Annotated in this window: 25 protein-coding genes; 9 read left to right on the plus strand and 16 right to left on the minus strand. The window is 69.2% G+C overall.

Going from position 1 to position 25,499, the window contains the following annotated elements; all coding sequences use genetic code 11:
• Positions 1-2: 2 nt before the first annotated feature.
• The 6 genes from eccD to AB0N89_RS16820 are packed head-to-tail and all read right to left on the minus strand — an operon-like array spanning position 3 to position 5,449.
• Positions 3-1,379 (minus strand): type VII secretion integral membrane protein EccD, encoded by a 1,377-nt coding sequence (gene eccD / locus AB0N89_RS16795; protein WP_364205242.1) that lies wholly within the window; start codon positions 1,377-1,379, stop codon positions 3-5.
• Positions 1,376-1,705: a YbaB/EbfC family nucleoid-associated protein gene (locus tag AB0N89_RS16800; RefSeq protein WP_005155307.1), complete on the minus strand. Its 330-nt coding sequence runs from the start codon at positions 1,703-1,705 to the stop codon at positions 1,376-1,378. Before AB0N89_RS16800 ends, eccD begins: the two co-directional genes overlap by 4 nt.
• The gene (locus AB0N89_RS16805; RefSeq protein WP_364205402.1) at positions 1,702-2,211 is read right to left on the minus strand and encodes a hypothetical protein; all 510 of its coding nucleotides are present in this window, start codon (positions 2,209-2,211) and stop codon (positions 1,702-1,704) included. The genes AB0N89_RS16800 and AB0N89_RS16805 overlap by 4 nt, the downstream gene beginning before the upstream one ends.
• A gap of 14 nt (positions 2,212-2,225) precedes the next feature.
• Positions 2,226-3,575 (minus strand): WXG100 family type VII secretion target, encoded by a 1,350-nt coding sequence (locus AB0N89_RS16810; RefSeq protein WP_364205244.1) that lies wholly within the window; start codon positions 3,573-3,575, stop codon positions 2,226-2,228.
• Between the two features lie 18 nt (positions 3,576-3,593).
• Positions 3,594-4,649, minus strand: a complete 1,056-nt coding sequence (locus AB0N89_RS16815; protein WP_364205246.1) for a hypothetical protein — start codon at positions 4,647-4,649, stop codon at positions 3,594-3,596.
• 20 nt (positions 4,650-4,669) lie between these two features.
• A complete protein-coding gene (locus AB0N89_RS16820; protein WP_364205248.1) occupies positions 4,670-5,449 on the minus strand; it encodes a WXG100 family type VII secretion target in 780 nt (259 codons plus the stop codon).
• A 153-nt stretch (positions 5,450-5,602) separates the two neighbouring features.
• Here AB0N89_RS16820 and eccCa point away from each other — a divergent pair, with 153 nt between their 5' ends.
• Positions 5,603-9,544, plus strand: a complete 3,942-nt coding sequence (gene eccCa / locus AB0N89_RS16825) for a type VII secretion protein EccCa (RefSeq protein WP_364205249.1) — start codon at positions 5,603-5,605, stop codon at positions 9,542-9,544.
• 11 nt (positions 9,545-9,555) lie between these two features.
• Here the strand turns inward: eccCa and AB0N89_RS16830 are convergent, their stop codons facing one another.
• Together AB0N89_RS16830 and AB0N89_RS16835 are read right to left on the minus strand one after the other, a co-directional pair.
• Positions 9,556-10,245: a GAF and ANTAR domain-containing protein gene (locus tag AB0N89_RS16830; protein WP_364205250.1), complete on the minus strand. Its 690-nt coding sequence runs from the start codon at positions 10,243-10,245 to the stop codon at positions 9,556-9,558.
• A 234-nt stretch (positions 10,246-10,479) separates the two neighbouring features.
• Positions 10,480-10,866 (minus strand): hypothetical protein, encoded by a 387-nt coding sequence (locus AB0N89_RS16835; RefSeq protein ID WP_364205252.1) that lies wholly within the window; start codon positions 10,864-10,866, stop codon positions 10,480-10,482.
• Between the two features lie 223 nt (positions 10,867-11,089).
• Here AB0N89_RS16835 and AB0N89_RS16840 point away from each other — a divergent pair, with 223 nt between their 5' ends.
• Positions 11,090-12,127 (plus strand): DUF222 domain-containing protein, encoded by a 1,038-nt coding sequence (locus AB0N89_RS16840; RefSeq protein ID WP_364205254.1) that lies wholly within the window; start codon positions 11,090-11,092, stop codon positions 12,125-12,127.
• Between the two features lie 10 nt (positions 12,128-12,137).
• Here the strand turns inward: AB0N89_RS16840 and cpt are convergent, their stop codons facing one another.
• Positions 12,138-12,749, minus strand: a complete 612-nt coding sequence (gene cpt, locus AB0N89_RS16845; RefSeq protein ID WP_364205256.1) for a chloramphenicol phosphotransferase CPT — start codon at positions 12,747-12,749, stop codon at positions 12,138-12,140.
• Between the two features lie 387 nt (positions 12,750-13,136).
• Here cpt and AB0N89_RS16850 point away from each other — a divergent pair, with 387 nt between their 5' ends.
• A complete protein-coding gene (locus AB0N89_RS16850; RefSeq protein ID WP_364205258.1) occupies positions 13,137-13,835 on the plus strand; it encodes a trypsin-like serine protease in 699 nt (232 codons plus the stop codon).
• A gap of 69 nt (positions 13,836-13,904) precedes the next feature.
• Here the strand turns inward: AB0N89_RS16850 and AB0N89_RS16855 are convergent, their stop codons facing one another.
• The 3 genes from AB0N89_RS16855 to AB0N89_RS16865 all read right to left on the minus strand — a co-directional run bounded on the left by AB0N89_RS16855 (position 13,905) and on the right by AB0N89_RS16865 (position 16,052).
• Positions 13,905-14,210: a hypothetical protein gene (locus AB0N89_RS16855; RefSeq protein ID WP_364205259.1), complete on the minus strand. Its 306-nt coding sequence runs from the start codon at positions 14,208-14,210 to the stop codon at positions 13,905-13,907.
• Between the two features lie 11 nt (positions 14,211-14,221).
• Complete coding sequence (locus tag AB0N89_RS16860) at positions 14,222-15,019, minus strand: hypothetical protein (RefSeq protein ID WP_364205260.1); 798 nt, start codon at positions 15,017-15,019, stop codon at positions 14,222-14,224.
• A gap of 79 nt (positions 15,020-15,098) precedes the next feature.
• Positions 15,099-16,052 (minus strand): hypothetical protein, encoded by a 954-nt coding sequence (locus AB0N89_RS16865; protein ID WP_364205404.1) that lies wholly within the window; start codon positions 16,050-16,052, stop codon positions 15,099-15,101.
• A gap of 230 nt (positions 16,053-16,282) precedes the next feature.
• Between AB0N89_RS16865 and AB0N89_RS16870 the strand changes: the two genes are divergently transcribed.
• The 6 genes from AB0N89_RS16870 (at position 16,283) to AB0N89_RS16895 (ending at position 20,537) form a co-directional block, all read left to right on the plus strand.
• Complete coding sequence (locus AB0N89_RS16870) at positions 16,283-16,624, plus strand: WXG100 family type VII secretion target (protein WP_073848466.1); 342 nt, start codon at positions 16,283-16,285, stop codon at positions 16,622-16,624.
• A gap of 21 nt (positions 16,625-16,645) precedes the next feature.
• The gene (locus AB0N89_RS16875; RefSeq protein ID WP_005155348.1) at positions 16,646-16,948 is read left to right on the plus strand and encodes a hypothetical protein; all 303 of its coding nucleotides are present in this window, start codon (positions 16,646-16,648) and stop codon (positions 16,946-16,948) included.
• A 109-nt stretch (positions 16,949-17,057) separates the two neighbouring features.
• Positions 17,058-17,462, plus strand: coding sequence for a hypothetical protein (locus tag AB0N89_RS16880; RefSeq protein ID WP_364205262.1), 405 nt, complete (start codon positions 17,058-17,060; stop codon positions 17,460-17,462).
• Positions 17,459-18,772, plus strand: a complete 1,314-nt coding sequence (locus tag AB0N89_RS16885; RefSeq protein WP_364205264.1) for a WXG100 family type VII secretion target — start codon at positions 17,459-17,461, stop codon at positions 18,770-18,772. The genes AB0N89_RS16880 and AB0N89_RS16885 overlap by 4 nt, the downstream gene beginning before the upstream one ends.
• Positions 18,773-18,802: 30 nt before the next feature.
• On the plus strand, positions 18,803-20,149 hold the full coding sequence (locus AB0N89_RS16890; protein WP_364205266.1) for an alpha/beta hydrolase: 1,347 nt from the start codon (positions 18,803-18,805) through the stop codon (positions 20,147-20,149).
• 10 nt (positions 20,150-20,159) lie between these two features.
• Entirely contained in the window at positions 20,160-20,537 is a 378-nt protein-coding gene (locus AB0N89_RS16895; protein WP_364205268.1) for a hypothetical protein, read from the plus strand.
• A 64-nt stretch (positions 20,538-20,601) separates the two neighbouring features.
• On the opposite strand, the gene AB0N89_RS16900 is transcribed toward AB0N89_RS16895, so the two are convergent.
• Genes AB0N89_RS16900 through nadA form a run of 4 tightly spaced genes read right to left on the minus strand, consistent with a single transcriptional unit; the run spans position 20,602 to position 25,379 of the window.
• Positions 20,602-21,783, minus strand: a complete 1,182-nt coding sequence (locus AB0N89_RS16900) for a S8 family serine peptidase (protein WP_364205269.1) — start codon at positions 21,781-21,783, stop codon at positions 20,602-20,604.
• 46 nt (positions 21,784-21,829) lie between these two features.
• Entirely contained in the window at positions 21,830-22,720 is an 891-nt protein-coding gene (gene nadC, locus AB0N89_RS16905) for a carboxylating nicotinate-nucleotide diphosphorylase (protein ID WP_364205271.1), read from the minus strand.
• Complete coding sequence (locus AB0N89_RS16910) at positions 22,717-24,372, minus strand: L-aspartate oxidase (protein ID WP_364205273.1); 1,656 nt, start codon at positions 24,370-24,372, stop codon at positions 22,717-22,719. Before AB0N89_RS16910 ends, nadC begins: the two co-directional genes overlap by 4 nt.
• Positions 24,369-25,379: a quinolinate synthase NadA gene (gene nadA / locus AB0N89_RS16915; RefSeq protein WP_364205275.1), complete on the minus strand. Its 1,011-nt coding sequence runs from the start codon at positions 25,377-25,379 to the stop codon at positions 24,369-24,371. The genes AB0N89_RS16910 and nadA overlap by 4 nt, the downstream gene beginning before the upstream one ends.
• Between the last annotated feature and the right edge of the window lie 120 nt (positions 25,380-25,499).

A 25,499-nucleotide genomic window follows, 5' to 3' on the forward strand; every position in this document is an offset into this window, starting at 1 on the left:
GGTCAGCCCCGGACGGCCTCGTAGACACCGGCGATCATGCCGACGAACGGGATCAGCGAGAGCAGCACCAGGAACTCGACGATGTCGAGAGTCCTTGCCCAGTAAGGGGAACGGCGTCCCTTCGCGACCCGGGTCGCGTAAGTGAGACAGACGCCCGCCGCGACGACGACGGCGCAGCCCGCGGCGAAGACGAACGAACGCGGACCACTCGCGGCGAGCCAGAAACCGGCCGTGGCCAAAGCGGCGGCTCCGAAACCGATGAGCACGACCCGCTGCGCACGGCCGGCGAACGCGCGAGAACGCAGCATCAGCGCCAATCCCAGCAGCGCGCACAGGCCCGCTTCCCAGGCCCCGCCGGAAGACGCCAGGACCACCGAAGCCGAGACGACGGTGAGTCCGAGCGCGACGAGCAGCCCGGTCAGCAACGCCTGCGCGTAGGTCGTGCCGCCGATCATGTCCTCGCCGAGCGAGGCGTTCTCGTCGGCGCGGAACGCGTCCATGTCGTCGGGCACGCGCGGCAGCGGCAGCCTGCCGAGCCGCAGCGCCATCATCGGCGCCACCGCGGCCAGCGCCGTCGCCACGACGGCGACCACGGCGGCCGCCGAAACCGGGCGGACGTCGGCCAGCAGGACGATCGCGGTGGTGATCGCGCCGAACCCGGCCGACACCGTCACCGCGACGAACCACGGCAGCCGGTCCGCCACCGAAACGGCCGCGATCACGCCGTACACGGTCACCACGGCCAGCCCGGCGGCCAGCGGTCCGGCCGACAGGGAGAACAGCGGATGCGGCGACAGGATCGACATCCCGGCCAGCAGCGCGGCACCGACCCCGGCGAGCGCGCCGGCGGCACCGGCCTCCGCGTCGCCGTACGCGCGGCTCAGCGCGCCGCCGCCCAGCACCAGGACCAGCGCGAGCAGCCCGGTCCCGATCGGCGCCAGCACACTGCCGGACGCCGCCGCCTGCACCAGCAGGCCACCGGCGAGCAACAGCACCACGGACGCGACGATGCCCGCCTTGCGCGCCACCGACGGTCCCCATCGGCCGGTGCCGGTCTCGGCGACGCTGGCGATCGAGTCGACGACGTCGTCGAACAGCAGCGGACCCCGCGGGCGTTCCCGCGGGGTCAGATGGAGGACTTCGCCGTCACGCACTTGCGCCGCGGCGACCGTCAGCCCGAGCGCCAGCGGTGCGCCGCCGAGCCGGGACAACACCCATCCGGGATGCTCGGCCGACGCCTGCCCGGAAGCACCCGCCAGCCGCACGAGCTGCGGGACGAGTTCGGCGAACGTGCTCTGCTGCGGCAGCGCCACGTCGACGCGCGCCCTCGGTGTCACCACCGTGACGCGCCGGGTGGAGCCCGCGATCGCGGCCGTCATGCTTCGATCGACTTGGCGGATTCGATGACCGGGGCGAACTTCGCGCTGCTGGCCTCGGCCAGTTTCTGCAGCCCGTTGTTGACCGCCTCCAGCACGATCTCCGAGATGTTGCGCGCGTCGTACTGGCGCAGCGCGCGCGGGTCGATGTCGATCGAGGTGAACCGGCCGTCACCGCGCAGCACGACGGTGACCTCGTTCTGCCGCGAGTGCGCCTTGACCTCCATCGCCTCGACCGAACGCTGGATGCGCTGCACCTCTTCGGTCTGCTTGCGGACCTGGTCCAGCAACTCGTCCATGTCCGGCATGGCGTAGGGGTCGGTGGTCACGAATCTTCTCCTTCATCTGCGGTGAAATCCCGCCGGACGTGGACGCTGCCCACGAACCGCCGGAAGTCGTCGCCGAGGCCACGGGCCGCCTCGGGCGTTGCGGTGCAGGCGATCTCGAGGATCAGCCGCTCGGCCGGGCTCTCCCCCGGCACGGTCAGCTGCACCTGCGTCTGGACGAGGTCCTGTCCCTCGCCGGTGCGGATGCGCAGCACCTGCGTCACCCCCGGCGCGATCCCGGTGCCGATCACCTTGCGCCGCACCACTTCGAGCGCGGCCATCGACCGGCCGAGGCGTTCGACGGCCTCGTCGGCGATGTCGGTGATCTGCGCCTGGTCGGGCCGCTGCCCGACGCTCAGGGTGATGTTCGGGGTGAACTCCGCGTCGGTCCCGGGATGGACGGCCACGAAGACCGCGCCCTCGGCGCCGACGGACGACGGCTCGACCGGGACCCAGCCGTCGGGGATGTCGAATCCGAGCGGGAGGGAAACCCGGTCCTGCGTCGCCATAGCACTCATTCCCGTCACCACGTGCCCACGTAGGAGACCGCGTCGTCCCACGCCTCGCCGACGGCGTCCGCCGCCTGGCCGGCCGCGCCGCTCACCGCGTCGACGGCCGCGCCGCCGTACTCGCCGACGGTGTCCGCGATCTTCGGCAGGTCGATGTCGATCTTCGCGCCGACCCCGGCGCCGAGACCGAGGGCGACGCCCGCCTTGAAGTTGACCTTGATGTGCCCGGCGTCGTAGACCGCCTGGCCGTCGAGCTGCGCGCCGAGTCCGTATTGGAGGGTGCCGCTCGCGCCGACGCCCACTCCGGCCACGTCCGCCGCGAGCTCGCCTTCGACCTTACCTCCGACGAAGGCGTTGGCGTGCACGCCGACACCGTGCGCGCCCGCCTGGAGCGAACCGTTCACCTCGCCGCCGACGAACGCGGTCCCCTTGGCGCTGCCCGAAGCGACACCCCATTCCTTCTTGCCTTCGAGTTCTTCCTTGAAGGCGGCCAGTTCGGCGTGACCGGACGCCTTGACGTCCCAGCCCTGCGAGGAGACCTTGGCGTCCCACCCTGGGGTGAAGCCGTCCTGTTCCTGCTTCCACTTGGCGTAGGTGATCTCGGTGCTGTTCCAGGCCTTGTCGCGCAAGCCGTCCGGCTTCGGCCTGCCGAACGGGGTGTCGCCGGCACGCGGGGCGCGCGTGCCTTCGAGACCGTCCCAGGTGAGCTTCTTCCAGCCGGAATTGCCGAACCAGGAAGGATGCGAGCGCGGGCGCTTGCGGCCGTCGAGCGCCTCGCCGTTGAGCCAGTACAACGGGCCGCGGCCCCATTTGCCGAGTTCGTGCTCGATCCGGCCGGTGCCCTCCGGCGGGAACAGCCGCGCGAGTTCTTCGCTCAGCTCGTCGGCGATCTCCTGCGCCGCCTGCGCGGCCCGTTCGCCGAGCTGGCGGGCGGCGGAGATGAAGGCGTTGACCGCGTTCGCGTTCGCCGTCCGCGCCTGGCTGGTGAGCTGCGCCGCGTACTGATCGAACTGGGCGAGAATGGAGTCCACACAGGACTTCGCACCCTGCAGGGCTTGAGCACCCGCGCGCAGCCGGTTCGACTGGTCGCTCAGCTTCGCGCCGAGTTCGGTGAGTTCCTGGCTCAGTTTCGCCGCGGACGTGGCGAACGCGGTGTAGGCGTCGCCCTCCCAGGACGCGTTGAGCGCCTTCGCCGCCTTGCCGATCTCGTCCGCCCGGCCCGAAACCGTGGAGGCGCGCTCACCGCACCGCTGTCCCGCCGCGCTCAGCGCCGAAGGGTCACCGGTGACCCGCCGCTGGTACTCGATCACGAGCCGCCGGTAATTCGACAGGATCGAGCTGACGACGCCCGAAGCGTCGACCACACCGCTCCCCGACACGGTTTACCTGCCCTTCGCCGGTGAATCCGCGCCTGCGTCGATGTCGATGTGCTGCTCGAAGTGCTTGCCGCCGTAGTTCATGTCGATGTCGATATCGATGTCCTGACCGCCCGGCGCCTGCACGGTGGACTTGCCGGTGCTCAGGTCGGTGGTGATGGTGACCGTGTTCCCGTTGCCCGCGCCCGGCAGTGCTCCACCGTTGGAGCCCGAACCCGCGCCGCCACCCGCCGGTCTGTCCACCGGGATCCACGAGTCGGCGCCACCCGGCCAGTTCCCCTGGGATCCGTTGCCGCCCAGCGCGGGCGGCCGGTACTGGGTGAACGGGGGTGCGTCGCCCGGCGTCGTCCCACCGCCGGAAGCGCCGCCCGCTCCGCCACCGGAACCGCCGATCGCGGCCTGGCCCGAACCGCTGGCGACCGACCCCGGCGCCTGCGGGTTGGTGACCGGGGTGCCGGAGACCGCCGAGTTGCCCGCCGCGCCGTTGTCCCCGGCGTCGTTGTGCCCGAACAGTTTCTGGACCTCGCCGATGATGGTGGCGATCTGCGTGATCTGGTTGGCGAGGTCGACGATGCCGAGCGCCTTCAGCAGCGCGCCGATCGCGGTGATGAACGCGCGCAGCGAAGCGCTGGTGGCGGTGGAAAGCGCGACGGCGGCGCCGTAGGTCCACGGATTCGACATCAGGCCGGCGACCGTCGGGTTCACCGCCGAGACCACCGCTTTGTAGGCGGTCTGAGCCGTTTTGATCAGCGTCCCGGCCATGCCGAGCAGCTCCGCGCCCTTCTGCACGACCTGGATGATCTTGGTCAGCGAGTTCAGGGAGTCGGTGATCTTCTTCATCGCCGAGTCCGACGCGCCACCGGACCAGATCTTCTTCAGCTGCTCGGCGGCCTTCGTCACCTCGTTGTACATGGTGAGGAACTCGTTGGCCTTCTTGAGCACCTCGAGCACGTGCTTCGCGATCTGCTCCGGCTGACCGGTGAGGATCTGCGGCAGGATGGTGATCGGCCCGCCCGAGGACGCCGTGGCGTCCATCGCGCTGGAATTCGGGTAAGTCAGCATGTCGCTCCTCAGGCCGGAAGTCAGACGGAAGCCGGGCGGTAGACGCTGACCTTCGCCAGGCCGTTGATGTCCGCTTGGACGATTCCGTGGTTGTAGAGCAGCCCGCCTTCTCCGGCGATGGCGATGATCGGCTTGCTGTCGGAGAACAGGAGCGGTTCGACCACGACGACGTCGCCGCTGTGCACCCCGCCGGGCACGTCCCCGAAGTTGCGCGCCGTTCCGGCGTAGACCTCGATGACCCCGACCCGCGCCTGGTTGTCGGCGTCACCGGCCAGCCAGTCGTTGAAGTCCGAGACACCGTGGAACCGCGTGTCGGTGATCGGGTGGTCACCGAGCTGCCCCAGCTGCGCGTCCCCCAGGTAGCGCAGCACGTTCCCGACCGACGACGGTTCGCCGTTGCCGCCGGCGCTGTCGTTGATGGCCAGCGTCGCCAGTTCGGACGCGTGCGAGTTCCCCCAGATCGACGACGTCGACCCCGCGCCACCGCCGCCCGGACGGCCGCCGTATCCGCCCGCGACCGCTTCGTCGGCTGCCTGGTAGGCGTCGGCGCTGCTCTTGATGAAGCCGTTGATCTGCTGCAGCAGCTGCAGGAGCGTGCGGACCGCGACCACCTGCTGGCTCTGCATGGCCGTGTTGGCCGCCGCCACCGCGCTGCCGAACGTGGCGAACGACATCGGCTGGAGGACGGTGCGTTCGAGGTCGGCGACGACATTGATGCCCTGCATGATGATGCCGCCCAGGTTCCCGACCGCCGAGCGCATGGCCTCGGGCTCCGCCCGGTACTCGCCCGTGCCGACCATGGCTCTCCTTTTCTCGTTCCCCCACGTCTGCGTTGACCAGCAGCGTAAGTTCGCCACCAGACGTGAGCGGACGGCAAAAGTACCCACCGCAACGGCGGCACGAGTGGCCAGAATGATCGGCAGGATTACCCACAAGCGGCCAGAAAGACCCTGATGAGCACCCCTCGCGACCGCCTGCCGGCCCTGGGCGAGCAGCCCGGTGAAATCGTCCTGCAGTCCCCGCCGATGCTGCCGAAGGGCTCCTCCGGCGGAGCCATGCAGCTGCTGATGTTCATGCCGATGATGCTGGGTATGGGCGCCATGTCGTTCGTCTACATCGGACGCGACGGCGGGGTGATGACGTACATCTTCGGCGCGTTGTTCCTCACCGCGATGGCGGGCATGGTCGTGATGTCGCTCGGGCGCGGTGGCGCGGCGAAGAAGGCGCAGATCAACGAAGAGCGCCGGGACTACCAGCGATATCTCACCGGTTTGCGTGGCCAGGTCCGCGAAATCGCGGACAACCAGCGCGCGGCCATGGCGGCGTTGCAGCCCGACCCGGTGGATCTGTGGGCGTACATCGAGACGGGGAAGCTGTGGGATCGCCGCCGGTCCGACTCGCAGTTCGCGCAGGTGCGCGTCGGGACGGGCCCGCAGCGGCTCGCGACGCCGTTGAAGGCACCGCAAACCGTGCCGCTGGAAGACCTCGACCCGGTGTGCTCGACGAACCTGAAGCACTTCATCCGGACCTACTCGACGGTCGACGGACTCCCGGTCGCGGTCTCGCTGCGGTCGTTCGCGCAGGTCAGCCTGTCCGGCCGCCGCCCGGACACCCTCGGCACCGCGCGGGCGCTGCTGACCCAGCTCGCGACCTTCCATTCTCCCGGCGACCTGCGGATCGCGCTCTGCGTCAAGAACGACCGGCTGCACGACTGGGAATGGGCGAAGTGGCTGCCGCACGTCGCCTCCACCGCCGCCGACGCCGCCGGTCCCCGGCGGCTCGTCGACGCCGACTCCGGGAAGCTCGCCGACCTCCTCGGCCCCGACCTCGGCGACCGGCCCGCGTTCACCCGGCGGCCGGACTCCCGGCTGGACCTTCCGCATGTCGTCGTGATCGTGGACGGCGGGCTCACCCTCGCCGACGCGCGGCTCGTCGCCGAAGAGGGCAGGCTCGGCGTCACGGTGGTGGAGATCGGCACGGAACAGCCGCGAGCGGTGTCGAGCGAACGGCTGCTGAGCCTGCACACGAGCCCGGAGCAGCTCGGGATGGTCGTCGGCGACGGGACCGAGCAGCGGCTCGGGTTCCTCGGCACGCCGGACACACTGGACCGCGGGGCCGCCGAGGCGCTGGCCCGGATGCTGACGCCGTTGTTCCAAGGGGCGGCGGTGGTCAGCGAAGCGCCGATGTCGGCGACGTTCGGGCTGGCCGGGCTGCTCGGCATCGGCGATCCGCGCGACACCGACACCGCGGTCACCTGGGCGCCGCGTTCGGCGCGGGACCGGCTGCGGATCCCGCTCGGCATCAACCCCGAGGGCAGACCGGTCGACCTCGACCTCAAGGAGTCGGCGGAAGGCGGGATGGGGCCGCACGGCCTGGTCATCGGCGCGACCGGGTCCGGCAAGAGCGAGCTGCTGCGGACGCTGGTCACCGCGCTCGCCGTCACGCATTCTTCGGAAAAGCTCAACCTCGCGCTGATCGACTTCAAGGGCGGCGCGACGTTCGCGGGCATGACCGGGCTGCCGCACACCTGTGCCGTCATCACCAACCTGTCCGACGATCTCGCGCTGGTCGACCGCATGGCGGACGCGCTGAACGGCGAACTGTTGCGGCGTCAGGAGCTTCTGCACGCGGCCGGGAACTACGCGTCGGTGCGGGACTACGAAAAGGCCAGGGAATCCGGCGTCAACCTGCGGCCGCTGCCGTCCCTGCTGGTGATCATCGACGAATTCAGCGAGCTGTTGTCCTCGCGGCCGGAGTTCATCGACCTGTTCGTCGCGATCGGCAGGCTGGGGCGGAGTCTCGGGATCCACCTGCTGCTGGCGTCGCAGCGGCTGGAGGAGGGACGGCTGCGCGGGCTGGACTCGCATCTGTCGTACCGGATCGGCCTGCGGACGTTCTCCGCGTCGGAGAGCCGCGCGGTGCTCGGAGTCGCGGACGCCTATCAGCTTCCGCCGGTGCCCGGTTCGGCGTATCTGAAGTCCGACAACGACACCCTCATCCGGCTCAAGGCCGCGTACGTCTCGGGGGAACTGCCGCCGCGCAGCAAGATCGTGCGCAAGGACGGGCAGAGTCTCGGTCTGATGCCGTTCACACTGGCGCCGGTGGAGATCCCGGTGACCGTCGAGGCGGAGGAACCGGTCGAAAAGGGCACCGGCGAGACGATCATCGGCGCGATGATCTCGCGGATCGAAGGCAAAGGCCCGGAGGCGCACCAGATCTGGCTGCCGCCGCTGGCCGAACCGCCCACCCTGGACCAGTTGCTGCCGCCGCTCGGCGAGGATCCCGAACGTGGGCTGTGCCCGCTGGGCTGGGGCGGCAACGGCAAGCTGATGATCCCCGTCGCCCTGGTGGACAAGCCTTTCGAACAGCGTCGCGACATGCTGTGGGCCGATTTCTCCGGCGCCGCCGGGCACGCGCTGATCGTCGGCGCGCCGCAGAGCGGCAAGAGCACGCTGATGCGTGACATCGCCGCGATGCTCGCGCTCACCCATACTCCGGAAGAGGTCCAGCTGTTCGTGCTGGACATGGGCGGTGGCGCGCTCGCGCCGATCGCCGGGCTGCCGCACGTGTCCGGCTACGCGACGCGGCGCGACGCCCAGCGTTGCCGCCGGGTGGTCGCGGAACTGACGACCCTGCTCGAACAGCGTGAGGAGTTCTTCTCCGCCAACGGGATCGAGTCGATCACGACGTTCCGCCAGCGGCGTTCGGAGTTCCAGGAGAGCACCGAAGGCCGGGAATTCGGCGACGTCTTCCTGTTCGTGGACAACTGGACCACGATCCGCCAGGAGTACGAACAGCTGGAGGAACAGATCACCAGCCTGGCGTCGCGCGGGCTCGGGTTCGGCATCCACGTCGTCGTCTCGATCAACCAGTGGATGGGGATGCGGGCGCCGCTGCGCGACGCCATCGGCACCAAGTTCGAACTGCGGCTCGGTGAGCCGGCGGACTCGCTGATCGACCGCAAGATCGCGCAGAACGTCCCGGCGGACCGGCCGGGACGCGGACTGACCGCCGACAAGCTCCACTTCCTCGCGGCGCTCCCGCGCATCGACTCGGACCAGCGGCCGGACACGGTCGGCGCCGGTGGCCTGGATCTGAACCGGCGGATTTCCGCGGCCTGGAAGGGAAGTCCGGCGCCCGCCGTGCGTCTTCTCCCCGCCGAGGTGCCGCTGGACTCGCTGGAGGCCGGGCCGCGCAAGCAGGTCACCCTCGGCATCGCGGAATCGAATCTGCGGCCGGTGCACCTCGATTTCGCCACCGAACCGCATTTCGTGGCCTTCGGCGACGTGGAATCCGGGAAGAGTTCGCTCCTGCGCGCGATCGCGCAAGGCATCACCTCGAAGTACTCGCCGGAGGAAGCGGCGATCGTGGTCGCCGACTACCGGCGCGGGATGCTGGGCGCGGTACCGGAATCGCATCTGCTCGGCTACGCGGGTTCCGAAACGGCGTTGACCGGGCTGGTCGACCAATGCCAGCAGGCCATGCGGAACCGGCTTCCCGGTTCGGAGGTCACGCCCGAGCAGTTGCGGAACCGGTCGTGGTGGCGGGGGCCGGATCTTTTCGTGCTCGTCGACGACTACGAAATGGTCGCGACCGTTGGCCGGAACCCGTTGCTGCCCTTGCTGGAATTCCTGCCGCAGGCACGGGACATCGGACTCCACCTCGTCGTCGCGCGCGGCAGCGGCGGCGCCGGGCGTTCGCTCTTCGAACCGGTGCTGCAGCGGATTCGCGAGCTGGGTTCACCCGGTCTGGTGATGTCCGGCTCACGGGACGAGGGCGCGCTGCTCGGAGACGTCAAGCCTGGCCCTCAGCCCGCGGGGCGGGGCGTACTGGTCTCACGGCGTCACGGGACCGGACTGGTCCAGGTCGCCTGGACGAAACCCGTGGAGGACTGAGCGGCGTTCCGTCATCGCTGAAGGTGCAGTTCGGAGGGACCACGGCCGTGGGCGACGTCGGTCGCCAGCGCTCTGAGTTTCATGCGCCGGCCGCGGGCGTACCCGCGCAGCCGGGCGAACGCTTCGTCCAGCGGGATGTGGAAACTTTCGGACAGCACGCCTTTGGCCTGTTCGATCGCGACCCGGCTGTGCAGCGCTCCCTCGAGTTGGGTGACGACCTGCTTGAGGCCGGTCAGCCGGTGGTGATGCGCGAAGCAACCCATGGCCGCTTCTGTGAAGGCTTGGGCGATGCGCAGATCCGTCACGAGTATCACCGGCTGCCCGGTGCTCACCAGGTTCAGCGCGCCCACCGTGGTGTCCCTGGTGCGCAACGGCACCGCCGCGATGGCGACCACCCCCGCTTCGCGAGCGTGCGGGGCGAAGCGGGGCCAGTGCGCCGCCCCCGGGCTGCCGGCGCAGAACCCGATCGGCGGCAGGACCGCGTTGGTGCGGGCGATGTCCAGGCAAGGCCCCTCGCCGAGCGCGACCTGGACCTCCTCCAGCCCACGGCACCGCTCGTCGGACGCGGTGGCGTAGTGCACCTGGCCGCGATCATCCACAACGGTGGTGCCGGCGGCTTGAACCCGCAGGAGGACGTTCGCGTGATAGGTCAGATCGTGAAGCAGATCCAGAGCGTCGAAATCCGCGGCGCGGTTCGACAAGTCTGCGGTGGCTTCGGCGATGCATGCTTCTCGTTCTGTGGCTGGCACTGGAAGTCGCCAATCAGGAAATAGCCCACGCACGACGTGGTCGGGTCGGTCCACACCCGTCAGAACGCGGGAAACCGGGTGACCTCGGGGGAGGTCGTTTCTTGCCCGCTGACAGGAGTGCTCTCCTCGGATTCCGTTGACCCGTCTGAGGTCCCGCTCCGACAGGGGCCGGGTCGTGACGCGACCTCACGATGCCGCCACGACGCTACACCGGATTCCGACGGCCGTATAAAGGCCATCCAGGTCTACGGACAGCCTGCTCGCCCACCCGAATGACGGAGTGACTCGGCCGTCGCCAGGTGCGTCCGGGAACCGGGCGATCAGGACAGTCCGGTGTTCGCCGCGGGTTCGACGGCCTCCACGAGATCTCATGGATTCTCTTTTTTCCTTGAGCACGAACAGATTCTTCTTGGCCGATCGCATGTTTTCGCTCAAAATGGTCCGCTCGAAGAAAAGCTCGACCGCCACTCCCGGAAAGTGCCTGTCAGGACTGGGTTTTCCCCAAAAGAAGCGGCGCCGAAACCAGTTTGCCTTCGCCGTCAGTTCGGTGGAATTCGCGCCGAAACTGCTCACAGATGCCCGTTCACTCTCCGCGTAAACCCGATCACGAATTCACTGGTGATCGAATTCACGTTTGAGTACGATCATGGACATGACCCCAACTCTTCTTCCCAACCTGAAAGCCGCTCGTTTTCTGGACACCGCGTTCGCCGAAGAAGTTTCGCTTCGGGGTTCGCAAGGTCGCCAGGTCCGAGCGTTGGCCGCATTCGCCGCCGTAGGCGGTTCACGAAGATCGATGACCGAGGAAGTCGCGTTGCGCTTCTCGGTCTCTCGAAATCGCGCGGTCCTCCTGCTGGAGATCTCCTGCGCCTTGGTCTCCCGGCTGCCGAACACGTTGGCGGCACTGGACAAAGGTGAGATCGATCTGTTCAAGGCGTCGAAGGTCACCCAGTTGACCAGGGACGTGTCGGACGAGGTCGCCGCGCAGGTGGACGCGTTCATGGCCAAACGCCTGGCCGAACGCGATCCCGCGGCGATCCGCGGGTCGGTGAACTACGCGGTGCAGAAGTTCGATCCCGACGGCTATCGGGAAAGAGCCGCGAAGAAACGCGCCCTGCGGCGCGTGACGCTGAAACACGAGGACGAGACCATGTCCACCCTCTCCGGCCATCTCCCCGCCGAGGTCGCCGGTTCGATCTACGCCTCGATGAGCCGAGCGGCGGAGACAAGGCGGAGAAAGGACAAGTCCCGCACCCTCGATCAGCACCGCGCGGACGTCTTCGCCGAACGCCTGCTCGCCGAGAACGGCCGCGGCAAGCCTCGCTCGCATATCCACGTCTACGTGGATCTGTTGACCCTGACCGGCGCCCGCAAGGATCCCGCGTTCCTCGCCGGCTACGGGCCCATCCCGGACTGGCTCGTCCGCGAGATCGCGTCCGATCCCCGATCGACGTGGTCGCGGCTGATCACCGACCCCGCCACCGGACAGGTAGTCGAAGCGGGCCCGGAAACCTATCGATTCCCGGCCTCACTCGCCCGGCTGATCAAGGCCCGGGACCGCGAATGCACTCATCCCGGCTGCCACCGTCCCGCCGAGTTCTCCGAGATCGACCACATCATCGCCCGGGCCCGCAACGGCAAGACCGATCACCACAACGGCCACGGATACTGCAAACTCCACAACCTGCTCAAGGAAGAACCCGGATGGTCCGCCGTACCCACCGGCGACGGCGGCATGATCATCACGACGCCCAGCGGGCACACCTACACCACGGCCCCCGAACCACTCCACGAACCCCGCACCGAACCGGAAGAGGACGAGCCTGCGGCCTAGCGTCGGGAAGTCACGTGATCCGTGCGGCGATTTCCCGGGCGCAGGCCAGGGCTTCCTTCACGCCGGTATCCACTTCGAGGTCGTAAACCACACCTCGATGCACGACTTCGGCCTGGATCTCCGCCATCCCCGCGATCCGGTCCCGACGCACGGCCTCCCTCTCCGCGGCCACAGCACGATCGCACCGGACCCCGACCCACAGCACCTCGATCGAAGCCAAAGCAGCATGCCATCGCTGTTGTGTCGCGACCCCGCCGAGGAACACGTCGTCGACGATGACCCGGGCTCCCGCTCTCGCCATCGCCGCGACACCGGTCATCCACGCGTCTTCGAGTCGCCGGAAACCGGATCCGACGCTCACCTCGCCATCCGCCGCGAAGTCGATACCCTCGTCCACCGAGGCGGGCATGGCGTCGATCAAAGTGTCGACACTCAAGGTGAGCCAAGGTTCCGGTAGCACCGTTTGCAGACACCGGGCGATCGTCGACTTGCCCGAACTGGAACCGCCGTTCAGGAAGATCACCTCGGTCGCCGCGCGAAGACGTCGCGGCGAAGGCGGGGCGGGCAGAGGATCGCCTCGCTCCGCGCGGAACTCGGCGACCAGATCGAACAGCGCTGCCACCTGCGCCCCGTCATCGAGGGTGGGGAACGACGGGTCACGCTTTTCCAGCAAACCGGATACAACGGACGCCCACACCAAAGGGCCCGGATCCACCCATTCCTGAAATCCTCGCAGAACACGGTTCTCCGAAGCCGCGTTGAACCCATACAAGAAGACGCATGCGTCCCGAAGCGTCGCGATCCCGTACACGGAGGGCCGGGACCTGACGTCAGCCAGTCGGTCATCGATGTCCACACCCGACTATCCCACCCGGACGGCCCAATACTTTCCTCGCACCGCTTACCGACTTCGGTAGGTTACAAAAGCCCTTACCGCCGCATAACTTGGTGAAACCGTTTCAAGGCGAAACGAACTCCCCGACGCAGGCCGAAGGGCGTATTCATGCGTATGTCCAAGATTGTCGCAGCGGTGGCCGGCGCCGCCGCTGCGCTGACCGTTGCCGCCACCCCTGCCGCGAACGCGGGCCAGGACATCATCGGCGGCGGGACCGTGAGCTCCGCTCCGTGGGGCGCCCAGATCTACTGGAACGACGCGACCGCATACGGCGGCTTCAACTGCTCCGGCACCATCATCGCGCCGCAGTGGGTCCTCACCGCGAAGCACTGCCTCAACGCCCCCGGCATGCACGTGAAGGTCGGGAACGTGAACCTCAACCAGGGCACGAACGCCGAGGTCGACCAGCAGAAGGCGGCCCCCAGCGGGGACATCGCGCTGCTGCACCTCAAGACCGCGGTCAGCACCACGTACATGAAGCTCGGTACGGCGAACCCGGCCAACGGCACCACCAACCAGATCTACGGCTGGGGCCGCACGCAGGGCAACAACCCGCCGTCGAGCGTCCTGAAGACGGCCAACGTCCGCATCACCGGAACCAGCAGCGACGCTTACGGCGGCCAGGCCATCGCCAGTGTCGGCGTGAACGGTTCGGCGTGGCACGGCGACTCGGGCGGCCCGCAGCTCTCGGGCGGCGTCCAGGTCGGCGTCTGCTCGACCGGCAACAACTCCGGCACGAACCCGCAGGGCACCCAGAACTACGCCAGCGTCGCGGCGAGCCGCAGCTGGATCCGCACCACCGCGGGAGTCTGATCGCGGTAACCGATCGCAAGGGTAAGGGGCCGTTCGAAACCGACCGGCCCCTTACCCTTGTCTCAGTACCTACGCCGTATCGGCCCGGCCCTGCCACGGCAGTTCGTCTTCGTAGTCGCACGCCGCCACCGCCGCTATCCCGGCGTCTTGCGCCGCGGTCGAAATCCTGGAGACGACCCCCAAGATCGGCCAGCCGATGAAGTCCTCCGTCATCCCCTTGTCGGGGTTCGCCAGGACTTCCACCTCCATGCTGGGCAAGGAGAAGCGGCGACGATCGGCTTGAGCATCCAGCGAAGCGGTCAAGAGATCGACGACCGCACCAGCCTCCCCCACGCGGAGGAAGATCTTGCAGTACTCGTGCTTCTCGTCAGCCATGGCTCAAGAAATCACGAGCACTTCGACTTCGGGTCGATCATCGACACCGAGCCGACCTTGTCCCCGCTGACGGTGAACTCGTAGATCCAGTCCGGTTTCCCGTCGAGAGGCACCTGGAACCGGCCGTTGCCGCCGACCTTCATCCCCTTGGCGTCGTAGGCCGTCTTCAGTTCCGCCAGCGACGAACCCGCGCCGATCCCCTCCGCCGTCTTCGCTTCCGAAGGAGCGGCGAGCTCACGCAGTCCGTCCTTGCCGAACGAAGCACCACCCGCGGCCACGAACGCCTTGTCACGCTCTTCCCGCTTGCCGGCCAGATCGGCGGACGCGAGAGCGGCGTCGGCGAGCAACTGCGCGTCCTTGGCCGACTTCTCGGCCGACTTGGCGCTTTCCTCCGCCGACGCGCCCGGTTTCGGCTCCGGATCCGCCTCGAGTTCGTCGGCCTTCTTGTTCAGGTCTTTGGCCTTGGCCTCGACATCGGCCTCCGCCTTCATCCGCGCCGGGTCGGGTGCCGGGCCGCCGGTGTAGGAGAAATCAGTACAACCATCCAAAGTGGACGTCGGCGCCGAGGCCAGCTTGCCGCCCGCCAGCGCGGCGTCCTTGGCCATCCCCGGCGTCAGCCCGCGATACCCCGCCGCGCCGAACGTCTCGGGTGCCGCCGGCTTGCCCGCGTCGGACGCCCCCGGCGACCCGGTCGAACCGTCCGAGCCGGACGACGAACACGCCACCCCGCCGATCAGCACCGCCGCGGCGGTGAGCACGACGCCCGCGTGTCTGCCCGAAAACCGCCCATAAGTCCGCGTTCGATTCACGCTTACCCCCTTCATCGGATCGAAAGTTATCCGACTCCGAAGGAAGTCCCGAGTGGATTTCGTGGAGATCCGGTGAAGATCACGTCAGCTGGTGCATCGGCCTCGGTGCTCGGAGCGAAAGGGCCGAGCCGGCGGCCACGACGGCGATGATCCCGGCGCCCGCGACCAGCGTCCAGAAGTCGGGGTGCACGATGGACTGCCCCCGCTGGGCCTGCCAGGTGAGCAGCACCAGCAACCCCGCGAAGCCCATCGAAGCGGTCCGGACCAGATTCCGCCGCACGAAGTCCGATTCGAGCACCGGATACCGCCGGGCGAGCTTGAGCAGCCCGAAAGCGACCAGGGGCAGCACCTGGATCGCGTGGATCCCGAAGAAGTGCGGGATCCGCATGTCCCCGCCCACGGTGCTCCACCCCAGCACGGGCAGCCCCGGGCCGCCGTCGGGCACACCGACGGCGTGGGCGCCGACGATCGACGGCCGCTCGCCGGAGCGGAACTGGGCCATCTGCTGTTCGTTCGGCCCGAACATCAGCAGCGCGATCCCGATGCCGGCGACCGACAAAGCAGCTCCCGCGCGTAACGCGGAGTTCATCGCCCGGTCGGGAAGACGTTGGAACAGCAGCAGAACGGCGATGGCCGCCGTCGCCGCCCAGCCGGTGAAGGCGCCGTTCGCGACCATGTTGTTGATCCACTGGTCGGTCGGCGTCTCCTGGTTGAAGTGGAGCGTCCGGCCGCGGACGGCGATCTGCCAGAACAGCAGCGCCATGTCCATGCCGAGCCCGACCGCGAACACCGTCCCGAGCCACCACCCGAGCCGCTTGCCGCGGGTCAGCTGCCCGATCAGCCAGGCCAGCGTCACCGCGTAGAGCCCCACGGAGATCGTGAACTTGAGCGGTTTGAGCCAAATGGGCGCGTTGACGAGACTGCGATCGTCGAAAACGAGGCCCCCGAGCGCGATCACCCCGAGCACCGCCATCGCCGCCGCCAAGATCATCAGCGGCCGATGCAGTACTGTCCTGGATCCCTTGTCCACCATGGAATCGAGGGTGCCGGGGAGCTCCACATCGAACACTGGAGTACTCCCCCGGATCGAGGGTGGGGAAGGCCCTACCCTCGACCTGTGGGTAATAGTGCCGTCACCGTAACCGGCAGTTGTGCCGTTTGACCACACTCCCCTGTTTTCTAGCGTGTCCTTCACAAGAGCAGACAGGGCGTCCCCTGGTGCTCACCGGGATTTCCAGCGAGATGAGAGGAGGTGGCCCATCAATGACCGGTACGGGATATCAGGCAGACGCAGCTGCGATGGCGCGCGCCGTCCAGGGGTTCGAGGAAACCGCGTCGAACGCCAAGACCACGATGGCCAGCTTGGAGAGCGAGCTGACCCAGACTCTGCACAACTACAAGGGTGACCAGGCGGTCGCGTTCTGGGACCTGCAGCGCCGTCTGCAGGAGAAGATGACCATCGCCGTGAACGAGCTCAACACGATGTCGCGTCTCGTGCACGAAAGCAACCGGAACTACAACTCGGGTGACGAGCAGGTCCGGGAAAGCCTGACCGGGGTCAGCGGAACCGTCGACCAGACCGTGATCCACCGGCTGAACCCCTGATCCGCGAGAGGACCACCAATCATGGCTGACGTCGTCGAAATCAACTTCGCCGCGCTGCAGCACAGCTCGGCCTCGCTGGCCGCCAAGGCCAAGGCGCTCACCTCCCAGCTCGAACAGCTGCACACCAACCTGCAGCCGATCACCCAGACCTGGTACGCCTCCGGCAGCTCCGCCGGTGAGGCCGCCCGTGCGTCTGAAACCCGCCTGCGCCAGGCCACCGCGGACATCGTGGCGATCATCGCGCAGTTCGGTGGCAAGGTCGGCGACGCCCACGATCTCCAGCACAGCCTGGAGAACCGTAACCAGGGCCTGTTCGCCGGCTGATCCCCATCCGTCGGCCGGCCGGTGCTTTCACCCCCCTCGGCACCGGCCGGCCGGCTTTGCGCGTAGTCGTCCTTTGTTGGCATGGCCGATCACGAGAGAGCCGGGATCAATGCAAGACCAGTCGTACTACGTCCATCTGGAATCACTGAAGGACTTCGTGCGGGAACTGGAGACCCAGATCCATGCGATGTCCAAGCCGAACGACTTCCTGCTGACCCTGGGCGAGCAGCCGCTGTTGTTCGGCGAGTTCGGGGAAGCGGGTTCCCTCAACAAGGCGCATCAGGCAGCCGTCGCCGAGATGCAGGGATTGCTGGACCAGGTCAAGGGCGCGATCACCTTCGCGCAGGACGTCACCACGACCGTCGCGGACGGCTACGCCGCCGCCGATGACTCGGTCGCGGGCGACATGAACCACTCCAGCCAGCAGACCGGGCTGCTCGATCCGCTGCTCAACGTCCTCGGCGGCGTGCTGGGTGGTAACAGCGGCTCGAACGGCGGGGGGAACAAGGGATGACCGACACCGCGCACACGAATTTCGCCGCGTACTCCCACCAGCAGCTCTACGCGATGCTGCAGGCGGGCGACCCCAACACGGCACGGCACGCGGCCCACAAGTGGCAGTCCACCGGCTCGGGGCTGTTCGAACAGGCCGAGAACCTGACCGGCGAGCTGAAGGACTTCTCCGGCAGCTGGACCGGTGGCGCCGCCGACAAGTACCACACGATGATCACGGACCTCGTCGGCGGAATCCGCAAGGTCGCCCAGACCGCGAACGCGATGAACCACCTCCTCGAGGACGCGGCGGACGCGCTGGTGAAGGCGAAGAAGGAGATGCCGCCGCCGGTCTCGGTGCCGGACGTCTCCCCCGCCGACGTCGCGCTGGCGGTCAACCCGCCGCTGCTGCCCGCGGACTCGTCTCCGGCGACGATCATGAACGCCGCCCAGCAGCGGCAGCAGGCCATCGCGAACGTCGAAGCGCAGCAGCAGGCCGCGGGCGCGGCCAACGCGGCGCACAGCAAGGCGATCGTGGTGATGACCCAGCTCGCGGGTGACTACACCGTGGCGGAGGAGTCCATTCCGGCTTCGCCGAACGCCGTCGCCCCGCCGCCGGTCACCGGTGGCGGCTCGGCCCCGGGTGGCGGCTCCGTCGGCAACAACATCGGCGGAACGCCCGGCGTCGGCGTGGTTCCCGGCGACAACACGCACCCGCTGCCGTCGGACGGCTCGGCTCCGCCCACCACCGGGCAGCCGAACCAGCCGCCCAAGTCGAACCCGTTGTTCGGCGACATGTTCACCGCCGGTCTCGCGGCCGCCTCTGCCGCCGCGTTCGGCCGGTTCGGTTCGATCATGCCGCGCGTTCCCGGGTGGGCAAACGGCAAGAACCCGAACGAAGGCAAGGACAAGAACGGCGAACCCACCGGCGGCGGTGCCGGCTCGGCGGGCGCGACCGCAGGTGGCGCGGGCGGTGGCATCCCGATCGGCGGGGGCGGTGCGCCCTCGTTGGACGGCGGCGCGATCGGCGCCGGCGGGGGCGGGGTCTCCGGGCCCGGCGAAGTGCCCGCCGCGTTCTCCGGTCTGGCGGGCGACGGCGGCTCCGGCAGCGCGATGAGCGGGCTGGCAGGCGGAGCCGCCGGTGCCGCGGGCGCGGTGGCGGCCAAGGGCGCGATGCCGATGATGCCCATGATGCCGATGGGTATGGGCGCGGGCGGCGACATGGGCTCCGGACGTCGGATCCCGCCGTGGCTCGTGGAGACCGAGAACGTCTGGGGGCAGTCCTCCCCGGTCGCTCCCGCCGTGCTCGGCGAAGAACCCGAACAGTACTGATTCCCCTGAAATCGGAGAGGCGGCTCGGTGATGGCATCCAGTGCGGGCGGTTACCGAGTCGCCCCCGCCAGGCTAGAAGCGGCGGCGGCGGAACTCGAACAGCGTGCCGGCGTGCTCAAGACGGCACAGACCGCGCTCGCGGGTGAGAACGTCCCCGCCACCGCGTTCGGTCAGGTTTCGGCGTCCAGCGCGGCTTCGGCGACCTATACCAAGACGATCAAGGACGTCGCGGGCAAACTCGACGGCCAGATCACCAAGGCGACGGTGATCCACCAGGGTCTGACGTCGGCGGCGGGCGGCTACCGGCGCACCGACGCCCAGGTCGCCGCGTCGTACCGGGCACTGATGCCGGAAAATCCGTTGCCCAAGGCCGGGAATCCGGCGGGCGTCGGCGGCGCGGCCGACACCGGCCAGTGGGCGACCGCGATCGCCGAGAACCGCACGAAGGTCTCCGACGCGCTGACCTCCGAACGCGAGCGCCTCGCGGACCTCCTGGCGAACGGCGGGAAAGCCGACGACATCGCGAACGCGCGCACCCGGATCGCGCTGTACGAGGACATCCTCGCCAACAATCGGCAGATCCTGCGGTTCGATCCGTCCGGCAACGGGCGCATCGCCGAACTGGTCGGCCGGATCGAGCCGGGCACCCGCAACGTCGGCCTCTTCGTCCCCGGTGTCAACACCTCGTTCCAGAACTTCCAGAGCTACGCCGATCTCGGCAAGAGCCTGGTCGCCGCGGACGCCACCGGGCGGACCGCGATGGTGGTCTGGGCCGACGGGGTCTTCCCCCAGAACGTCGTCACCGAAGGGCCTGCCGCGCACTACGCGCAGACGATGGCACCCGATCTCAAGGCGTTCGGCGACGAGCTGCGCGGCCAGATCGACAGCCACGCCGGGCCGGACACCGTGGTCACCGCGGTCGGGCACAGCTACGGCGGCGCGACCGTCGGGCTCGCGGAGCAGCTCGGGCTCAGGGCCGACCGGGTGCTGCACGTCGAGTCGGCGGGCATGGGACACGGGATCTGGAGCCCGAGCGATCTCCCGGCGAGCCAGGCCGGTGTGCAGCGCTACTCCATGACGGCCCCCTTCGACCCGATCGTGGTCGCGCAGGGCAACGCGGGCCTCATCGAATGGCTCGGCGCCGGGCACGGAGCGGACCCCGACCGCTTCCCCGGCGTCGTCGAACTGGAAACCGGCCGGGACGCGAACGGCGACCTGCAGTGGGGCTTCGATTCCCACAGCGGGGTGCTCAAGCCCGGTTCGGATTCGTGGAACAACATCTACGGTGTGATCACGGGCGGACCGCTCACACACGAAGGCTTCACGAGCGGCTCGCTGCGCGAGATGGTCGTCGAGGGCGTCGGCCGGGGTTTGTGAGGAGCACCAGATGATCACCAGGAACACCGATCTCGACCCGCTGGCCGAGGACCTGACAGCGGTCATCGACGGTGTCGCGGGCACCTTCGGCACCACCGCGGAACGCACCGTCGAAGGCGAACTGGACTGCGACCCGACCCAGCCGGGCAGGCTGCTCTGCTGGCAGTACGGCCTCCGCGTGGAGGACGCGTCCGACGCGGTCCGCAAACTCGTCGACGTCGTCCTGCCGCTGCTGGAAAGTCAGGGCTGGCAGGCGCGCGACCGCAGCAACCCGCGTGAGCTGATCGCGCAGTTCAGCCGCGACGGCGCCGACTTCAACGTGCACGTCTCCCGCGCCGGCGACGGCGTGGCCATCGTGGGCTCGACAGCCTGCGTATCCGTCCCCTAGAAACCCCGGGGGTCGCAAAAGACCTCGTGAGCGGCAGTGGTGTCCCCCAGTACATCGCTGCCGCTCACGAGGCGCGGAATCGCGAAGGCCGCCAGCCCCGGCGCTTGCCCCGACGGACCGCGGCCACCACCACTCCCGCCGCGATCGCGGCGGCCACCCCGACGATCGCGAGCACGCCGGAAACCTTGTCGGTTCCCGCACGCGCCGGTGCCGCCGCCGGGACGACGTAAGTGCCCGGGCCCACGCTCGGCGGCCCTCCCGGACCGGGCGTACCGGCCGGGATCGCCGCGGAAACGGCGGCGTAAGCGTCGAGCGCGCCCCAGCCCCGCCTTGGATCGTGCGCGCCGCTCGGACCGCGATGCGCGGTCAGCGTCAACCGTGCGACGACCTGCTCCGGCGACAGCTCGGGGTGATACGCGCGCACGAGCGCCGCGACGCCCGCCACATGCGCGGCGGCCAGGCTCGGATCGCTCACCGGCCATCGGTGCGCCACGGTTCCGCCCGCGCCGGCGGACGTGCTGACCAGTTCGGCGCCGGGCGCGGAAATCCCCACGTAGGAACCGGATTCTGTCTGCACCGCCTCGCCGGCCTGGTTGGTCGAACCGACGGCGAGCACGCCCGGTGTCGCGGTCGGGTACGACGTCTGGCCCTGCTGCGTCCCCGCCGCGGGAGAGACGATCAGCGCGCCTTTCTCCTTGGCGCGTGAGACGGCGCCGCCCAGCGCGGGGCTGTCAGTAGCGGCTGGGACGGCGACCAGGATGATACCGGCCCCGCGGTTCAGCGCGGTTTCGATGGCGGACGCGAGCTGGCCGGGATCGCCGCCGCCGTTCGCCTGGGTGTAGCGGATCGGCAGGATCTTGGCGCCGGGCGCGATCCCGACGAACGTCGTGGACGGATCCGGCTGCGCGCCGACGATCCCGGCGGCGATCGTGCCCCTGCCGTCGCAGTCGTCGGGCTGCGTGCCCTGGCCACCGACGAGCTGACCGGACGCGAACTGACCGTTGCTCCCGTCGACCCCGGTGCCGATCACCGCGACCAGCTGCCCGGTGCCGCGGGACAGCGGCCAGATCCGCGCGGGATCGATCAGCCGCTGCCCCCACGGGACGGCCTCGGTGTAGGTGCCGGTCGGGTTCGCGCACTGCTCGGCGACCGCCGCCGGGACCGGGGCCCAGACCGGTGCCACGCTGAGCAGTGCCATGAGACCGGCGCTGCCCGCGACGGCACTTTTACCGGCAAAGCCCACCATTCCTCCAGAATTCCCTTGTCACACAAGGGAATTCTAGTGCCGGAGGTCAGCGCAGGTCCATCCCGAGGTCGAGTGCGGGTGAGGAGTGGGTGAGCGCTCCGACGGAGAGGAAGTCCACACCGGACTCCGCGTACGCCCGCGCGACGTCCAGCCGCAGTCCGCCCGACGATTCCAGCCTGGTCTTCGGTGAGACCTCGTCGCGCCGGTCGACGGCCTTCGCGCATTCGTCGGGCGTGAAGTTGTCCAGCAGCACCTCGTCGGCGCCCGCGGCGAGCGCCTCCTCCAGCTGGGCCAGGTCGTCGACCTCGACCTCGCAGTGCAGTTCGGGCGCGTGCTCGCGCGCGGCGGCGAGCGCGGCCGTCACCGAACCGGCGGCGACCACGTGGTTGTCCTTGATCAGCACCGCGTCACCGAGCCCGAGCCGGTGGTTCACCCCGCCACCCGCGCGCACGGCGTACTTCTCCAGCAGCCGCAGCCCGGGCAGGGTCTTGCGGGAATCCCTGACCCGGCAACCGGTCCCCTCCAGGGCGGCCACCCACGCGGCGGTCGCGGTGGCGATGCCCGACAGGTGGCACACCAGGTTCAGCGCGGTGCGTTCGGCGGTGAGCAGGCCACGCACCGGACCGCGGACGACCAGCGCGGGCTCGCCGGCGGTCAGCCGGTCACCGTCGTCGCGGGCGGCCAGGATCTCCAGGCCCGAACCGAGCACGACGTCGAACACCGCGAGCGCCACCGGGATCCCGGCGACCACGCCGGCCGTCCTCGGCGTGAGCTCGGCCAGCGCCTCGGCGGACTCGGGCACGGTGGCGCTCGTCGTCGCGTCGGGCCCGTAGCGCAGGTCTTCGGCCAAAGCCGTGGTGACGACGCGCCGCACGTCGGCGACGTCGAGACCGTGCTCGGCCAGCGCCTCGGTGACCCACGGGGAGAATTCGCTCATGCCACAACCTCCAAAGCGATCGGATCGGCCGGCACCGGCTGCCCCGACGGGCTGAGCCGGATGAGCTGGCCGCGTTGCCAAGTGTTGTCGTCACGTTCGGGGAAGTCGGTCCGCACGTGGCAGCCGCGCGACTCCGTCCGGCGCGCGGCCGCCGCGATCAAGGCTTCCGCCACCAGCGTGAGCGCCGCGTCCTCGACGAGCCGAGTTGTCCACAAAGGACTCTCGACCGTCGAAAGATCCAGCACCGAACCGACGACCGACAGGCCTTCCGCGTCCCGGCCGATCGCGGCGTAGCGGCTCATCGCGCGCTGCACCGCGTCGCGGTCGGCAACGGGAACGGTCGCCCGGTGCGCGAGCACACCGCGGCTCGAATCGCCGAGCTGCCCGGTGGCGAGGTCCGCGGCGACCGCCTCGGCCACCCGCCGCCCGACGACCAGTCCTTCGAGCAGACTGTTGGAGGCCAGGCGATTCGCGCCGTGCAGACCGGTCCTCGCGACCTCGCCGGCCGCGTAGAGACCGCGGACGCCGGAACGTCCGTCCACAGTGGTCACCACACCGCCGCAGGAGAAATGCGCCGCGGGGGTGACCGGGATCGGATCCTTCGCCGGGTCGAGACCGAGCACCCCGCACGCCGCTCGCACGGTCGGGAACCTCTTGGCGAACCCGGAGATCCCGGTGGCGTCGAGGAAAACGTGATCATCGATACCGCCGGGCGCTTCGGCCATGTGCCGCGTGATCGCCGCCGAAACGACGTCCCGGGGCGCGAGATCACCGAGCGGATGCACCCCGCGCATCACCGACGCGCCCGTCGCGTCGATCAGGGTCGCGCCCTCGCCGCGCACCGCCTCGGTGACCAGCGGACAGTGTCCGCGCGCACCGGGCGTGAACAGGACCGTCGGGTGGAACTGGACGAACTCGACGTCCGCGATCCGCGCTCCCGCGCGCAACGCGAGCGCCAGCCCGTCCCCCGTGGCGATCTCCGGATTCGACGTCGCGTGGTACAACTGCCCCAGTCCGCCGCTGGCCAGCACCACCGCGGGCGCCCGGACGACTCCGGGCACACCATGGTGGTCCAGGACGGTCACCCCGACGACCTCGCCCGAAGGCGTGCGGATCGCGTCGACGGCGATGTGGTGCTCCAGCACCGGGATCCGGCTGCCACCGGCCTTCGCGACCAGCGTCCGCTCGACCTCCGCGCCGGTCGCGTCGCCACCGGCGTGGATGACGCGGAACGCGCTGTGCCCGCCTTCGCGCGTGCGGGCGAGTTCGGCCCGTCCCGCGGCCGCCAGGTCGAAGCGGGCGCCCTCGGCGCGCAGCCTGGCCACCGCGGCCGGGCCGCCAGCGATGATCGAACGGACGGCGTCCTCCTCGCAGAGCCCTGCGCCGGCGGTGAGCGTGTCCTCGGCGTGTTTGCCGACCGAGTCACCCTCCTCGTGCTCGCCCTCCAGCACGACCGCGACCCCGCCCTGCGCCCACCGGGTGTTCCCGTCGGACACCGCCGCCTTGGTGACCACCAGGACGTGCAGTCCGAGCTCCTGGGCGCGCAGCGCGGCGGTGAGCCCGGCCACTCCGCTGCCGATCACCACGAGATCGGCGGCGGCCTCCCAAACGGGGTTGGTTTTCGCCTGGAGGGCGGTAACCGGGCCGGTCATTCTCCGCCGCCAGGCTGTCCGATCTCGATCATGCGCCGCACCGAAGCGCGGGCTCGGGCGGCGGTCTCGACGTCGACGTGGACCTCGTCGGCGCCCTCGCGCAGCGACCGCAGCAGGGCCGCCGGCGTGATCATCTTCATGTACCGGCAGGACGCCCGGTCGTTCACCGCGCGGAAGTCGATCTCCGGCGCGGCCTTGCGCAGCTGGTGGATCATCCCGATCTCGGTGGCCACGAGCACCGACGTCGCCTTGGTGTCGCGGGCGGCGTGGACCATGTCGCCGGTCGAGAGGATCTTGACCCGCTCAGGGGCGACGGCGCCCTCTCCGGCGAGGTACAGCGCCGACGTCGCGCAGCCGCATTCCGGGTGGATGAACAGGTCCGCGTCCGGGTTCTCCGAGGCGCGCTCGGCCAGCTCGGCGCCGTTGATTCCGGCGTGCACGTGGCACTCGCCCGCCCAGACGTGCATGTTCTCCCGGCCGGTCACGCGCTTGACGTGTGCGCCGAGGAACTGGTCCGGCAGGAACAGAACCTCCTGGTCAGCGGGGATGGAAGCGACCACGTCGACGGCGTTCGACGAGGTGCAGCAGATGTCGGTCTCCGCCTTGACCTCGGCCGTGGTGTTCACGTACGACACGACGACCGCGCCGGGGTGCTCGGCCTTCCAGGCGCGCAACTGGGCGCCGGTGATCGAGTCCGCGAGCGAACAACCGGCCCGCGCGTCCGGGATCAGGACCGTCTTCTCCGGCGCCAGGATCTTCGCCGTCTCGGCCATGAAGTGCACGCCGCAGAAGACGATGGTCGACGCGTCACTGCTCGCCGCGATCCGGCTGAGCGCGAGGGAGTCGCCGGTGAAGTCGGCGATGTCCTGGATCTCGGGAACCTGGTAGTTGTGCGCGAGCAGGACGGCGTCACGCTTGCGAGCGAGGCTCCGCACCTCCTCCGCCCAAGCCGCGTCGGCGACGACGCCACCGTAGGGAGTCAGGTCGTTCTCAAACGTGATCGTCATCGTTCTGGCCCTCCGGACCGATTTGCCCACTGTCGGTTTTCGCCTTACAATCGAAAACCGTGCGAAGTCATCTTAACACCCAGACCCCCCTGGCCCACGAGGTTTTGGGAGCGGTCCTTC

This window comes from Amycolatopsis sp. NPDC089917 (assembly GCF_040684635.1).
Taxonomy (GTDB): Bacteria; Actinomycetota; Actinomycetes; order Mycobacteriales; family Pseudonocardiaceae; genus Amycolatopsis.